General features: G+C 43.0%; 12 protein-coding genes. 3 read left to right on the forward strand and 9 right to left on the reverse strand.

Annotated features, from left to right (window positions below; genetic code table 11):
• The first annotated feature begins 23 nt into the window (after positions 1–23).
• A complete protein-coding gene (locus B7991_RS08750; protein WP_254917904.1) occupies positions 24–323 on the forward strand; it encodes a hypothetical protein in 300 nt (99 codons plus the stop codon).
• A 72-nt stretch (positions 324–395) separates the two neighbouring features.
• Here the strand turns inward: B7991_RS08750 and B7991_RS08755 are convergent, their stop codons facing one another.
• Entirely contained in the window at positions 396–1,559 is a 1,164-nt protein-coding gene (locus B7991_RS08755; RefSeq protein ID WP_088630475.1) for a hypothetical protein, read from the reverse strand.
• Positions 1,556–2,404, reverse strand: coding sequence for a TIGR02147 family protein (locus B7991_RS08760; protein WP_088630476.1), 849 nt, complete (start codon positions 2,402–2,404; stop codon positions 1,556–1,558). The genes B7991_RS08755 and B7991_RS08760 overlap by 4 nt, the downstream gene beginning before the upstream one ends.
• A gap of 166 nt (positions 2,405–2,570) precedes the next feature.
• On the opposite strand from B7991_RS08760, the gene B7991_RS08765 reads away from it, so the two are divergent.
• A complete protein-coding gene (locus B7991_RS08765; protein WP_088630477.1) occupies positions 2,571–4,226 on the forward strand; it encodes a glycosyl hydrolase in 1,656 nt (551 codons plus the stop codon).
• 74 nt (positions 4,227–4,300) lie between these two features.
• Here the strand turns inward: B7991_RS08765 and B7991_RS08770 are convergent, their stop codons facing one another.
• The 3 genes from B7991_RS08770 to B7991_RS08780 form a co-directional block, all read right to left on the reverse strand.
• Positions 4,301–5,800 carry an ABC transporter ATP-binding protein gene (locus tag B7991_RS08770; RefSeq protein WP_088630478.1) on the reverse strand — a complete coding sequence of 500 codons (1,500 nt, stop codon included), beginning with the start codon at positions 5,798–5,800 and terminating at the stop codon, positions 4,301–4,303.
• Between the two features lie 73 nt (positions 5,801–5,873).
• Positions 5,874–6,605, reverse strand: a complete 732-nt coding sequence (locus B7991_RS08775; RefSeq protein WP_088630506.1) for an energy-coupling factor transporter transmembrane component T — start codon at positions 6,603–6,605, stop codon at positions 5,874–5,876.
• 19 nt (positions 6,606–6,624) lie between these two features.
• On the reverse strand, positions 6,625–7,230 hold the full coding sequence (locus B7991_RS08780) for an MptD family putative ECF transporter S component (RefSeq protein WP_072829718.1): 606 nt from the start codon (positions 7,228–7,230) through the stop codon (positions 6,625–6,627).
• A gap of 174 nt (positions 7,231–7,404) precedes the next feature.
• On the opposite strand from B7991_RS08780, the gene B7991_RS08785 reads away from it, so the two are divergent.
• The gene (locus tag B7991_RS08785; RefSeq protein WP_254917906.1) at positions 7,405–9,762 is read left to right on the forward strand and encodes an RND family transporter; all 2,358 of its coding nucleotides are present in this window, start codon (positions 7,405–7,407) and stop codon (positions 9,760–9,762) included.
• A gap of 203 nt (positions 9,763–9,965) precedes the next feature.
• Here B7991_RS08785 and B7991_RS08790 read toward each other — a convergent pair whose 3' ends face one another.
• The 4 genes from B7991_RS08790 to B7991_RS08805 all read right to left on the reverse strand — a co-directional run bounded on the left by B7991_RS08790 (position 9,966) and on the right by B7991_RS08805 (position 14,209).
• Positions 9,966–10,901 carry an Rpn family recombination-promoting nuclease/putative transposase gene (locus B7991_RS08790; protein WP_072829722.1) on the reverse strand — a complete coding sequence of 312 codons (936 nt, stop codon included), beginning with the start codon at positions 10,899–10,901 and terminating at the stop codon, positions 9,966–9,968.
• 202 nt (positions 10,902–11,103) lie between these two features.
• On the reverse strand, positions 11,104–12,171 hold the full coding sequence (locus B7991_RS08795) for a hypothetical protein (RefSeq protein WP_072829724.1): 1,068 nt from the start codon (positions 12,169–12,171) through the stop codon (positions 11,104–11,106).
• Between the two features lie 17 nt (positions 12,172–12,188).
• A complete protein-coding gene (locus tag B7991_RS08800) occupies positions 12,189–13,175 on the reverse strand; it encodes a fibrobacter succinogenes major paralogous domain-containing protein (protein WP_175545456.1) in 987 nt (328 codons plus the stop codon).
• Positions 13,176–13,246: 71 nt separating this feature from the next.
• Positions 13,247–14,209 (reverse strand): hypothetical protein, encoded by a 963-nt coding sequence (locus B7991_RS08805; protein ID WP_072829728.1) that lies wholly within the window; start codon positions 14,207–14,209, stop codon positions 13,247–13,249.
• Positions 14,210–14,435 lie beyond the last annotated feature (226 nt).

A 14,435-nucleotide genomic window follows, 5' to 3' on the forward strand; every position in this document is an offset into this window, starting at 1 on the left:
TGTAGATAAAAAAGGAACAAACCATGAAACTAGGGACGATTATGACGATGCTTGGTATGGGTGCGGTGCTTGCCGCATGTGACTGCTGTCCGCAGGGCGAGGCGAAGGCGCTTTCGCAGGACAAGGAACTGCGTGCCGTGATGGACAACTTCACGCAGAACGAGGTTCCGGCGGCGACTCCGCTTGTGGAAAAGCGCGAGGTGGAGTTGATTCGCCTGGTGTCGCTTGTGACGCAGCAGTCGGGCGCTCTTTTGCAAGAAGAAGTGGCGACGGCGCTTGCGCAGGGGATTACTCCCGAAGAAATTCTCGAGGCGATTTACTGATGCACATTGTGATGACGGCAATGGTCAAACACTCGCGTTTAAAAGACCAGCCTTTACAGCATCATTAATCGCTTATTTGAAATCAATTCCTTCAAACACGATTTTGTCAACTTCTAGATAAGTTCCGCTTCTCATAAAAATGCTAAACAGACCGATTTCGTGGGAAATCTCCTTCCATTCCACTTGATAGGAGCTTTCTTCAAGAACTTCCTTGCCGGGGTGCAGAATGATTTCATTCCAGTTTTCAGTCGCTTTGGCCTTCCATAACGATTTTTTAAAGGTATTTTCTCCAACTTCACGGTAATGTTCCAAAGCGATATTCAATTCACAGTCGCCTCTTACCGTAAGGCGAATCGCCGTGAGATTGCTCAGGTCGAAAAATCCTGTATCAAGTCCTAGATGAGTTCCGAGCAAAACGAAGCCTGTATCTATTGCGAATTTAACAGCGAGATACTTTCCATGATCTTTATCTTCTTTTAATACGGATGAGAAACTTTCAGCACTATCAGGTATTGCAAAATTCGCTTTGCCAACAGCATTAAAATACCATCCGTAGTTAGGATAAGTTTTGGCAAGGTTATTCAAACTATCTCCATCGTCAAAGTCTTCGAAAACATACTCAACAGACTTTCCTGGAACAGGAACGAGCGTATCTGCGGATTCGTTTGGCGCAAGCGCCACTTCTGCGACGGTCGAATCTCCAGCAACAATAGTAAAGGACCCTGCCGGCACATGCGCAAACACATACTCGCTACCGAAGCGGTTTGCAAAATAGGGGGTCGATTCCAGTTGAACATTTTCTAACAGGCCTTCGATTTCTTGGGTCGAAACGCCAGTACGTACAATGAGCGAAGCCGAAGGCAACAATGCAATTTTCTGAACCGAGGTATCTGCAAAATCGACCGGCGACCAACTCATGAATGCGGAATCTTTGCCCGCAAGGGCTTCTACAAAACAGCCTTGGTCTGTGCAGATGCCAAGTTTGTCATTAAAAGAAACTCGTCCGTTTGAATCCGAAAGGGCGCTATCAATGACCGAGAAGGCGTCTTTCGAATATACCTTCATTTGTGCGCAAGCGAACGGCTTATTTAAACTGTCAACGACTTTGAAGGCAATTCCATTTGTCGTTTCACTTGTGGCACCTGCGGTATTGCTTTCTGAACAACCTAAAAACAGCGACAGGCAAAGCAAGGCGCAAAACGAAACACAAAACGAAGTTTCCATACCTTTTTTCATTGTTCTTCCTTTTTCATCATCGGAAACAACTGAAAGTTTAACTGATAAACGCTATCGCAAATTTGCGGAGGCATCGCATTGACTACGTTTACGATGGCTTTTCTCGTTTTGGCGAGGATTTCACGAATTTTATCAATTTGTCGCGAATCAAGAGCCATCGTGAGCGTGCTGATATCGCGCTTTTCTTTGGGAGTATTCTGGATGGATTTGCCGGCCAGTTCCGCAATGCTGCTTTGGTAATCGCTGATACAGGCACTCAGCCAGTGTTCCATAGTCTTGAGATGAGCTTCGGTCGGAACCACGCGACCGTCATTGCGGGCATGCGCAAGTCCGAGCTGCAACAAAGCATCGACAGCGTTTTCTACTTGCGAAGCGGAAAGCTTTGGAATGCAGCATTCCCCAAGGGCGGCAGCATCTTGTGTACCGCGATAATTGAATACATCGAGCGCCGAGCGGATCATCGGATAATACCATTGCTGAAAATAGCGGTACCGGGCTTCGTCGAGTTCTCGGCAAGCTGCAGGTCGCATTTTTTGAAGCGTTTCAAAATGGCTACGCACATCCTCATCGTTTTTCGCCTTGCCGTAAGCAATCATTTCGCGGAAGTATTCCGCCTTGGCATCCTTGAAATGGAAAAAATTAACGAAAACATCTATGCATTTCGGAGAAATGTGGCGTTTACCCTGCAATATTTTCAAAAGCAGGCTTGCGTCCATGCCAACCGCCGCAGCAAACACTCGATAACTGAACGAGGAATCCAGCGATTTTTCGAGTTCATAGAACTCTTGCAGGAACTTACGGTAGTCCGAATAGTCGTAGATGTTGATTTTGTTTTTTGCAAACATAAAGCTCTCGCCGGATATAAAATGACCCTATTTGAAAAATCGTTTCATTTCCTGACGTCTTGTAAAAAAAATATACAATTCGTGGACATTTTTGTCCACACCATTCGAAAAAAACAATTGATAAATATACTTGGGGAATATAATTTCGTAAAATGGAGGAACCCTTATGATTAAAAGAAAAAACTTCCTTATTTTGATTCTTGCTCTTTCGAGTATGGCATTTGCAACTAAGTACGAAGCTGAAGCAGCGACTCTTTCCGGAGGAGCAAAAAATGTCAACGCATCCGGAGTTTCGGGAACGGGTTATGCCGACTTGCAAGAAGGAAATATTTCTTTTAATGGTGTCACCGCAGAGAGTGCGGGCAAGTACCAAGTAACCATCCATTACAAGGCTGGGGATTTCAAAGCAAACTACTTGAAAGTAAACGGTGCAACCGCAGGCACCATCGACTTTAACGCCACTACTTCATGGGCGGATGTCACGACAGTCGCAACACTTAAAGCTGGGACAAACACAATCTCTATCGAGAAATACTGGGGCTGGATTAGCGTGGACTATATTGAGGTTGAGCCTTATCAATCCTCCCCTTTCAAAATATCAGCAATGCCAGTTACCCCGAACGCCACCGAAAGTGCCGTCAAACTCTACAGTTTTTTGCGAGAAAACTTTGGCAAAAAAACGATTAGCGGTATGATGACCGGCGACATGAGCGGTTACACCATGGGAGCCGACTTCAAGACGCACGACGATGTAAAATACACATTCACACGTACGGGAAAGTACCCGGCTCTTGTCGGTTTAGATTTCTTGTTTGCAAGCGGTCCGAAGGCAAATGAAAGTTGGAACAAGGAATACACGGACAAAGCAATTTCCATCGCGAAAGGCCTTTGGAAAGCGGGCGGCATCCCGGCATTCACTTGGCACTGGAAAGATCCGCTAGACAAAAAAGATGCCTTCTACATTCAAAGCGCTGCGAACGGAGGCGAATACACCGATTTCGATTTCTCTACAGGTTTCAAGCCAGGCACCACCGAATGGAATACCGAAAGTGCTGCTTACAAAGGAATCGTAGCCGACATTGACCACATCGCCGATTACTTTCTTGAATTGCAGAAAGAAGGTGTAGCGGGAATCTTCCGTCCTTTGCATGAAGCGGGTGGAAAGTGGTTCTGGTGGAGTATCAATTCCGGTGAACAGTTTGCAGCCCTCTATCGCCTCGTCTATGACCGCATGGTCAAAGTCAAGGGTGTAAAAAACATGATTTGGGTCTATAACCCTGAAGGAAGCACCGTAAACTCTTGGGATCCGGGTAGCGAATATTACGATGTACTCTCCATCGACATCTACAATAGCGCAAACGACCATTCCAGTAACGCAAGCGCCTTTGACAAATTCAAAAACGCATCGAAAAGCACGAAAATTATCGCACTCAGCGAAAACGGCCCCATTCCCGATGTGAACAACATGCATACCGACGAAGCCGTATGGAGTTGGTGGATGCCGTGGTACAGCACCTGGAGCGGAACTTGGCCCGGCCAAACAAAAGATGGTGTATGGAAAAGCAACATGAATGACGAGCGTATCATTACTCTCGAAGACATGCCCGGTTGGGACAAGTACATAGCAACAATCAAGCCTGACACAAGTACCACCAGTATCGCAACCACGCCACGCATGGCCGGGACCGCAACCACCGTTGGGATTTTTGACATGAACGGTCATTATTTGGGCGTCACCACGCAAGGACTTCCGCAAGGACGGTATGTTGTGCGTAAAAAGATTCAAGGCCACACCGTGAACATGGTGTATTTCAAGAAATAAGTTTACTGGGCGGCGCGACAAAAAAACATTACGCATTCACGCTAAATCGGATGTCGAAAACTCGGCATCCGTTTTCATTCCACCATTGCCTTGACAAGCTGTTTCTCATTCCCTAACAGCGGATACTGTTCTACGACTTTTCCGTGTTCCATGCGAACCACGGATTGACAACTATTCAAAATAAATTCAGGGTCATGCGTAATCACGAGTAGCGTTTTTCCGCTTGCAGCAAGTTTTTTAAGCGTTGCAGAAACAGCAAGCATTTGCCTATAATCAAGGCCACTTGTCGGTTCATCGAAAACAACAATTTCGCAGCCGCTTGAAATTCCGCTCGCTACAGCGACACGCTGTTTTTGCCCGCCCGAAAGAGCCATCGGATGATTGTCCGCATATTGCTTGAGATTGAGCCCCTCAAGAATTTCAAGAGCAAGTTTTTCATTTTGCGGTTTCATGCCCAGCAAAACCTCGTCCAGAACGCTTTCAGTAAAAAGCTGGTGGTTCACGTCTTGCATAATTAGGTATGCGCCGCGTTTGCGTGCTGCACGCTTTTGACGCCAGCACCCCTGCAAGCCGCACAGCACTTGGGCAAGCGTCGATTTGCCCGCACCATTATGACCAATCAGCGCTGTAATTTGTCCACATGGGAGTTCAAGACGGTCAATATCCAAAATCGGATGCTTGCGATGGTAAGAGAAAGTGAGATTGGTGAATGTTATGGATTCGGTCGAAGAAGGAGATTCCCGGTCGAGCCGGGAATGACAATTTTGAACATCCATCACAATCTTGTCATGCCCGTGAAAACGGGCATCTCCATTTTCACTCAACATCCCTAGATTCATGCAGCGTAGTCCGAGGCTTGCCGCATATTCCGGGCCTTTGGCTTCAAGTTCTGCGGGAGTCCATTCGTACGCAATTTGCCCGTTTTTCACATAACAAATTCTGTCGGCGACATCACGCAAATAGTAAAGGCGATGCTCCACGATAACGACCGTCTTCCCCGCCTTTTTCCATCGCGAAACAATTTCCTTCAAATCCGCAATCGTCTTGAGATCCAGATTTGCAGAAGGTTCATCGAGCACAAAAATTTCAGGTCCTGTCGCCGAAACAGACGCACACGCGATTTTCTGCTTTTCGCCGCCCGAAAGGTTAAAGATGCTACGGCCCAGCAAATGCTCTAAATGAAATTCCTGAACAACATTCTCCACGCGCTGTTTGATTTCTTCGGGATTCATTCCCAAATTTTCGCAACCAAACGCAAGCTCGCAATCCGTGTCAATGTTGAAAAACTGCGAACGCGGATTCTGGAAAACGGAACCCACAACCCTTGAGATTTCGGCAAGCGTCATATCGGCAGTATTCTTGTCGCCGAGCAGCACATCGCCATCCATCGTTCCCGAATGGTAATGCGGGATCAAACCGTTAATGAGTTTTGAAATTGTCGTCTTTCCGCAGCCCGATTCACCCGCCAGCACAACGCACTCGCCCGAACAAATCTCCAAATTCAAGTTCTTGAGAATCGCATCGTCAAGGGAATCAGAGTAAGAAAAGGAAATATTTTTTAGGGAGATGTTCATTTTTCCACCTTGTCATGCCCGCCAGAGCCTGTGCTGAGCAAAGCCGAAGTAAGCGGGCATCTCCTTTTCAATGCTATACGGAAGGGAGATTCCCGGTTAAACCGGGAATGACATAAAACAAAACAACAGCAACACAATACGCAATTACAACAAAATCCACCCAGCGGAATCCAATCGTTGCAATGCAGGTGCGTTTCGTATCTGCCGAGAGTCCACGCGTCACCGCCGCAATCGAAAGTTCATCACCAATTTTCGTAACAGAAACCAAAAGTGGAACTAGTCGATATTCAAGAAACGCCACCGGATTTTTCAGCGTTCGCAAACTGAACAAGCGAATTCCGCGCATTCTCATGGCATTGCCAATCGCACGGGATTCATCATACACCGTCGGGAAAAATCGAATCATCACAATCAAGGGTATCGTCACCTTGTTCGAAACATGCATTCGCGACATGCATGCCAAAAATTCATTGACCTTGGTAGTTGTTATCACATAATAAAGCACAGCGCAGGCCGGCATAATACGGTACATCAAAAACAACGACGCAAGAATTATCGTACCCGAGGTACCAATATCCAAATTTTTCACAAAATCAAAGAAAAAGCCAGCAGTCAAATAAACAAAAAAGAAAGTGCAAACAAATTTCCACTTTCCCTCAAGCAACAGCAAAATAGACGCTACAACAACCATCAACAAGCTATAGACTAGCGGAGCGGAAAAAATCATCCCATTCGCCACCGCCGCTAAAAACAATTTTGTACGCGGATCTAATGCAAACGCTAGATTCCTAGATTGCTTCGTCACTTCGTTCCTCGCAATGACGCTATTTTGCAAGTCCGATGCGTTCAAAATGCTTTTTCATCATGCGACGAGCAATAAAGCCACCCACCACAGCACCTGCGGCACCAAATCCAAAAAGACCAATCAAAGGCCAATAGCTGCTAGAAAGCTCCGCCAAATGAGCAATATAAGCCTTATCACAAATAGAACTGCAATACGCCAAATATTCTTCGGTCGAAGACCAAAGTGGAATCATCATCGAAGAAGGTACAAAACTTATCATCACATTAGCAAGCAGGCAACCGACAAAATTTTTATGGAACAGCTTTAAGCAAAGGCCCGCCAAAACGCCATATATCACACAAAGTAAACCAAAAGAAATTCCATGACCAGAGATTGTCATGACAACGCCGAAAAGCGTGCAAAGTAGCACACAGCAAAGTAAAGGTCTTTCGACTTTCGAAAAGAAAAGGAATAGCGGGACGCTCGTCACCAAGCTCACTACGCATGTGGAAACCACAATAAACGCAGGAATAAAACCGATACTCGCTCCAAGTCCAGAAAGAACAAGGTAAAGTGCACCAAAAATGCCCACATTCACGAGGTCACGCACCAATGTATTCGAAGATTTTTTACCAGTAGTTCTCATAGCCGCCAAAACTTGAAAAATCCCACAAAAAATGCTACTCCATTTAGACGCAGTTTAGCCCCGTTTAACATTTTCCACACATACTATATCATCACTTGTTCCTAACGCGTCCGATTGGAGTAGAAAAACAAAACTCGTTATGTTATTTTCGGGCAAAATTTTTGGGGAGGAAACATGCAAGTTTCTCGCGTTAATAAAGTTTTCGCCCGTCTGGGGCGTTTTCAAATCAAATTCCGTTGGCTGATTTTACTTGCAACAATTCTTGTAACTTTCATTGCATGCCTCGGACTTCCGCAACTGCAAATGACCAGCAGCGAAGAAGAATGGTTCGACGACTGGGATAAAGTCAAAATCGATCAAGCTCACTTCAACGAGATTTTCGGCAGCGATGACGGCTATATGGTGATGGTCCGTGCTAACGATGTTTTTGCGCCCGAAGTTTTAAGCGCCATCGACCGACTTTCAAAACGCCTCGAAAATGAAGTCCCTTACGCAGACCGCGTCGTTTCACTCACGCATAACTTATCCATCCCCATCGCAAACAACGAGGGCTTTGAAGTCATCGACCCGTTCGAAAGCGGCATCCCGACAGATTCAGCACAACTCGCCGCCAAGAAATCGCTCATCATGAGCCGCGAATCGCTCGTGAACAACATCGTCTCTGACGACGCCAAAGAAACCTGGGTCATTCTCTCGTTAAAATCGTACGAAGGCGGCGTTGATTTCGGCAAAGACAGCATTGCACCATTTGCTCGCAACGTCATTCTCTCCGAAGAATTCCAAAGCGATAAATTCCAGTTCTTGCCGACCGGTATGAGCTACACCGAAATGGAAGAAAACGAAGTCATCTCGCGTGAATGCGCTATGCGCATTATCTTCGGCTTCGCCGTCATGCTCGCATGCCTTATTTTATTCGTACGCTCTTTGCGCGGAGTCATCGTCCCCGCCATAGCAACCGTCGGAGGAATCGCCTCAGTGCTCGGCGTAAACGCTTGGTTCGGCATCATCGGCGACGAAAGCATGGTCGCACTCCCCGTACTTTTAGGCATGGCACTTTCGGTCGGCTACTCCATCCATTACATTAATTCGTTCCGCATGCACTTTAGGCGCACGGGCAACCGTCGTGAATCCGTGATAAACGCCGTCGAAGAAACAGGCTGGCCGATCCTCTTCACTGTTATCACTACAGTCGCCTCGCTGATTTCGTTCCTGTTCGCAGGCATCCGCCCGATTCGCTGGATTGGCGGCATTTCGGCAGGCATCGTGTTCATGGTTTATTTATACGTAATCATCTTGATTCCGATTCTCATGAGCTTCGGTAAAAATACAAAGCCCGACCCAACGCAGGTGAAAACGGCAGGCGCCACCAAGGCCGACATTCTCTTTGAATTTTTCGGTCGCAAAGTTTGCAGACACAGCGGTATCGTATCCGCCATTTCTGCCGCAATAATGTTGTCGCAAATTCCAGGCGTGATGAACATTGATGTAAACATGGACTACACAAAAACGATGGGCGAAAAAATTCCATTCGTCACAAGGCTCATGGACATGCTCAGCGGAAAACTCGGAAGCCTTTACGATTTCAACGTGATGGTTGAATTCAACGACAACGACGCACTGAAAGATCCCGCCAACATGAAACGTATCGAAGCGCTAGAGCAAAAGCTCGGCACGCTCCAGCTTACAAAAATTTCAGGCGACAAGCCCCGCGTGCAATCCGTTACGAGGCTCGTAAAAGAAATGAACCGCACGCTAAACGCCGACAGCACGGAATACTACAAAATTCCCGACGCACAAGACATGCTCACGCAACTGCTGTTCCTCTACGAAATTTCAGATGCCGACGCGCTCTTTGAACGCATGGACGAAGATTACAAAACAACATTTATCCACATAGAACTTTCTGGATACGACGCCAAGAAAATCGTTGAAGACCTCGATTCTGCAAAATCGTACGCAGCACAAATTTTCCCGGACGCTAAAACTTCAATCGTCGGTGAAGTCGTGAACTACGCTGAAATGAACGGCAAGCTCGTAAATGGACTGTTGCGTTCGTTCGGAGGTTCATTTGTCATCATCGCCATCATGATGATTCTCGCATTCGGGAGCATCAAGGCAGGCCTCATCGGCATGATTCCAAACGTCGCCCCCGTGCTTTTAATCGGTGGCGTCATGGGCTATTCGGGAATGCCGCTCGACATGATAACGATGATCGTGATGCCGATGATTTTGGGCATCGCCGTTGACGATACCATCCACATGAACAATCACATCAAATACGGCTACGAACGCACCGGCAGCTACAAAAAAGCGCTACTGCTCTCTTACCGCGAAATCGGAAAGACGATGGGCATGACGACATTCATTCTCTGCGCGATGTTCTTCGTGTTCATCTTTAGCCCAATGGGCGCACTGCACAATGTCGGATTACTCTCCATCATCGGCCTTGCCGCCGCCCTCGTCGCCGACTACACGCTCACCACCGCTCTCGTGTACGTCACCAAGCCCTACGGAAAAGAGAAGCGCAAATAAGCAAGTCCGCTAACGCAATGTCATCCCCGACGTCATTCTCGACCGAAGGGAGGGAATCCATTATTCTTTCAGCAAAGGTGGTATAACACCACCATTACGCCACTTTTTCTTAAAAATTTCCATAAAAAGGTAGTCTTTCGACTACCTTTTTGTAAACATTTTTGAATTTTAGAGCTATAGACTTAATAAACCCTACAAAAAAATCACTTTCCGTGAATTTGTTCTTCCGTAAGATTGAATCTACGAACGAGAGTCTCTAAGGGAACCCCATCTTCATAAAGTCCCCTAGCCGTTTTAAGCTTTTCTTCTTCAGCTTTTTTCCGTTCTTCATCCACTTCCTTGCGAGCATCAGCAAGCCTTTGACGAAAAACATCACCGGCACTCACAAAACCGTATTTTTGTCCAACACTTACAAAAGCCATGTCAAGCTCCTTGAGAAGTTCTTCATCAACATACTCCTTCAAATATATGTTTATTTTCTGCAATAAACAAGACACCTCGTTGCGTGGCATTTTTCGCAAGTTTTCACGGAATTTAGGCAAAACATCTAACATTTTTTCCTTATTGTACGCATACTTCATTGCGACAACGCCCATTCCAGCAGCAACGTCTTCGCAAGTCAAACAATCGCTATCGGGTATATCAGCCATATTCACAAAAGCGCAATGGAAAGGCAAGACAGAACCACGAAAAAACTCTGGATAACCATCTTCAAGGCTCTTGAGCGGATTCCAATTTTCTCGGCCATTATAAAAGATAATCGCCATCGTTGGAATTCCGCGGAATACATGATTCTTATCATAAATTTTCATCACAGAATTCACATAACGAGCAATCTGATCAAGAACATTTGGGTCCCGTCCCGATTTATGTTCTAACAGAATTCCTACCAAAATCGGAGCACCTGTCGACACATTCACACGAAACGCCAAATCCGCTTCACCCGTATCGTCAACCTCTGAATACGAATCTGGAATACGGACAAGAGTGTCCATATTTATAGCCGATATGAATACGCCAACATCAAAATTTACTTTGCTAGCAAGTTCTAACAGATTTCTAAGATGTCCAACATCAGAAAACAGCCAACGAAAAAATGGATCGTGGTTTCGCCTCGTCACATTATTTCCTTCGCTCATATAATTCCTTTCTCAAGAAGAGAATCAACACAAACACCTGAGTAAAAACTCAGACTTCATTTAGCAAAGGATATAAATAACGATATAATAAAAATCAGCCGCATTTAATCGGCTGAAATCAATGTATAAAACTAAACAGATAAAAACAAGAGGTCAAAGAGATTATCGTTCATTTTGCAAACAACCGTTTGCAAAAGATTCTTCAATCATGATCTTTCCAAAAATTTTTGCAGTTAATACCACAAAGACTTAAATCCTCTATATTTGACCTAATTTCAAAAGAACACGTTTCACATTTAAGCTTTTCAGGAATATAATGAGGATAGCAATCGTTTTCATCAAAAGATGTATCATCTAATTCATATTTCAAAAATGTGTTCTGCCCACAAACAGGACAATCATAAACTTTTAACAATAATTCATTACAAGCACCCTCTACTTTTGCATTCACAAACTTCATTTTTTCATAATTACAATTTACTTTGGCCCCCCTTTCTAAAATAGAACAATTATCATCTATTTGAATTATTGGATTATGATAAGCAGCACGTCCCATTTCCTTCAACAGTGCTATTTTTTCGTAATTTACGGGAGGATTATCAATTTCATTAATCAAAGAAGCAATCGGATCAACACCACATTTCAGATTCTTATAAATCCACTCTTTATTTTCCGAATACCAATCTAAGTCCGTTACCTGTTTAACAAGGGGAAGAATTTTCCCGCAAATAAAACAATCTAATTTTGGATAAAAAAGATAATACAAGCCCCTATGCCATATACGATTTCTTAAATCATTCAAAAAATCCAGAGTTTCATCATTTTCTTTAACCAAAAGAAACTCTATTTTCTTGATAACATCATCCTTCGGATTTTCTTTTTGAATAATTTTTAATCTTTTCAACGCCTCAGAAAACTCAATTGATTGACAAAAGACATCAGAACAAAGTTCTTTACTTTTTATTTTCCTGTACAAAGATGATGTAAACTTTTCATTCCATTTCACAGCTAGTAATTCATCAATTTTTCTAAGAAAATCTTTTAAAATCAATTCAAAGAAATTCTGAAAATGAGTTATTGTTGTAAAGTAGAGTGACTTGTATAGATTACTATCAAACTTTTCTGGTTTGGCCAATTTGGAAATTTTAATTGGATTTTGAGATTCTTCAAACGAAACTCTATAGGTTTCAAAATAGGCATGCAAAGCCGTTTTTAATGATAAAAAAGCAGCATTATCGTCCGCAATCCAACCTTCTTTGTCTTTTTTCATTTGCACTAAGCATCCATTTAATCTTTTACGCAACGTACTGAATAAGCATTTTCTTGACTATAAAAATTGAACCCACCATAACTACTTGCCATAGGAAAATCAGCTACAGTCGATGAGTTTGTGGTCCTAAAAAAAGTCAATCTGCCATATCCCATAAAAGATCCATCCTTATAGCGCATTCCAGCAGGAAACGCAGAAAAGCCAAATTCATCTGTTCCGTTCCCTCCATCCTCAGGTTTACCCCATCCTTTTTTTGTTTTTAATTTTTTAACAGCCTCGCCAGAATTCCACTTTCCAGCAACACTATAATATAAGGTTTCCCATTCATCTTCAGAAGGCAAATGCCATCCATTTGGACAAGCGACCATCGCCGCTTTATATGTATAAAGCCGACCATACTTTCGACAATAGCTAGGATCATCATCATAACACCAACTTCCATAGCCATCATATATTTCATAGTTCAAATTTTGAGCCATCCATGTTTGATAACCAATACTTACTGTTTTATAAGTTTTACCATCACGAGGATCTCTAAAAGATTTTGAAGCACCAACAGTCGTCTTTTTTTCATTTTTCTTTTGCCGAACAGAAGAACTCAAAAAATCTCGTAAATACATTGCGAAATCGTTATATTCGACTTGGTCACAGAAACCAGAACTTGTCGTTGTTTTACAACTTTTCACATTCGCGCCATAATATATAATCTGTCCATAATAACGATACTCTCCTAATGCATAATAAAATTTTGTCATATAAATAAGTCCATCGGCATCCTCAATAAGATTACCTTCCTGACCAAATCGTCTCCCATAATAAGGAGCATAATTATCATTACCATTATAAAATTCAATATTTTGAAGAGACTTTTCCAACCATTGACACGAAATCTTTTTTATAGATGTTCCAGAATCATAGGAAGTTCTACGACTTTGAAAATAGCATTGGTTTGCGAGAACAAATGATTGCAAAGCAAATAGCATGACAAGCAATAGAATTTTCATTATTTTCTCCATTATGAAAAAAAGTCCAAGCACATAAGCTCTTTTCTAAAAGGAATAAAAATTCGTTCGTATTATTCACTCAAATCATAAGCACACAAATATTTTACATCACTATAAATACTTTCTTTCACACTGTAAATAGAATATGTAATTTCTCCAGTCGATGAAATATTGTGGTAAATAGTCCTTTCTCCAGCTCCGAATTCTATAAAATCAGGTTCGGAATAAAAATATATTGTATTAGTTCCTACGATAGACTCTATTTTCTTACCTAATGACAAAACATCTGCGAAACTAAATACACGCCATCCATCATAACGTTTACCCATCTTTTCTCTATCATTCCAACAAGACGAATAAAGCCCCGTACCTTCAGGTTTCGTCATTGCTCCGCATTGATGCAAACAATAAAAGTAACTGACACTAGAGTTATTTCGATCATTTCTCAACATTGCATATGATGGGAAGCCCTGGTATTCTGCTACATAAGCCGAAGTATCATAGAACACGCCTTTATAAACCTTACCATTCCAAGTCTTAGTGCTTATTGTAATGCCAGATTCTTGTTTAGACGTGTCATATAGAGTGATAGACGTATCTCTCGGAATTTCATTTACTATAGATTCCCTTTGATGATAAACGGAGTCAACAATCCTAATCAACACAGAATCTTTTATCACATTGAAAACGGTATCTGTTGTATTAACATATACAATAGAATCTTTTTTCATTACAGAATACACCGTATCTGTTCTAGTAAGACGTAGTGTATCTTTAGAAATCTTATAAACCGTATCTTTTGATGTCTTGTAAACGGTATCTTTCTCTATTTTATAAATAGTATCTTTTGAAACTTTGTAAATCGTATCTTTCGAAGACACTACAAGAGAATCTGTTATATCGTGCACAATAGAATCTTTAAATACAGCAAACATATTTTGCACATCTTCATCCGAATAACCATAAACATTAGTTTCATCCCCACATCCAACCATAAGCATAGTCATAGTCAAAGCTGCAATTACTTTTTTCATAGTCTTCTCCATTCTGCCAAAGGCAGCCTACGAGCAGCACTATTGTTCAAATAATCATAGTCTCCTCGGAAAATCCAGAGACCAAACCAAGCAACTTCATACATTTTTTCGGAAAACAAAAAAGGCATGGTATCGCTCGGCTTATGTATTGAAGGCTCTGGTAAACCCGCAATCCTAAGCACAACGGAAATTGTCAGTCTCAGAAACTGAACAAAACCGCGGGCAT

Origin of the sequence: Fibrobacter sp. UWB3 (assembly GCF_002210405.1) — a bacterium.
Lineage (GTDB): Bacteria > Fibrobacterota > Fibrobacteria > Fibrobacterales > Fibrobacteraceae > Fibrobacter.

Excerpts from the sequence above, each read along its gene's own strand:
- B7991_RS08750 (WP_254917904.1), top strand. The coding sequence starts at position 24 with ATGAAACTAGGGACGATTATGACGATGCTTGGTATGGGTGCGGTGCTT.
- B7991_RS08755 (WP_088630475.1), bottom strand. The coding sequence starts at position 1,559 with ATGAAAAAAGGTATGGAAACTTCGTTTTGTGTTTCGTTTTGCGCCTTG.
- B7991_RS08760 (WP_088630476.1), bottom strand. The coding sequence starts at position 2,404 with ATGTTTGCAAAAAACAAAATCAACATCTACGACTATTCGGACTACCGT.
- B7991_RS08765 (WP_088630477.1), top strand. The coding sequence starts at position 2,571 with ATGATTAAAAGAAAAAACTTCCTTATTTTGATTCTTGCTCTTTCGAGT.
- B7991_RS08770 (WP_088630478.1), bottom strand. The coding sequence starts at position 5,800 with ATGAACATCTCCCTAAAAAATATTTCCTTTTCTTACTCTGATTCCCTT.
- B7991_RS08780 (WP_072829718.1), bottom strand. The coding sequence starts at position 7,230 with ATGAGAACTACTGGTAAAAAATCTTCGAATACATTGGTGCGTGACCTC.
- B7991_RS08785 (WP_254917906.1), top strand. The coding sequence starts at position 7,405 with ATGCAAGTTTCTCGCGTTAATAAAGTTTTCGCCCGTCTGGGGCGTTTT.
- B7991_RS08790 (WP_072829722.1), bottom strand. The coding sequence starts at position 10,901 with ATGAGCGAAGGAAATAATGTGACGAGGCGAAACCACGATCCATTTTTT.
- B7991_RS08795 (WP_072829724.1), bottom strand. The coding sequence starts at position 12,171 with ATGAAAAAAGACAAAGAAGGTTGGATTGCGGACGATAATGCTGCTTTT.
- B7991_RS08800 (WP_175545456.1), bottom strand. The coding sequence starts at position 13,175 with ATGAAAATTCTATTGCTTGTCATGCTATTTGCTTTGCAATCATTTGTT.
- B7991_RS08805 (WP_072829728.1), bottom strand. The coding sequence starts at position 14,209 with ATGAAAAAAGTAATTGCAGCTTTGACTATGACTATGCTTATGGTTGGA.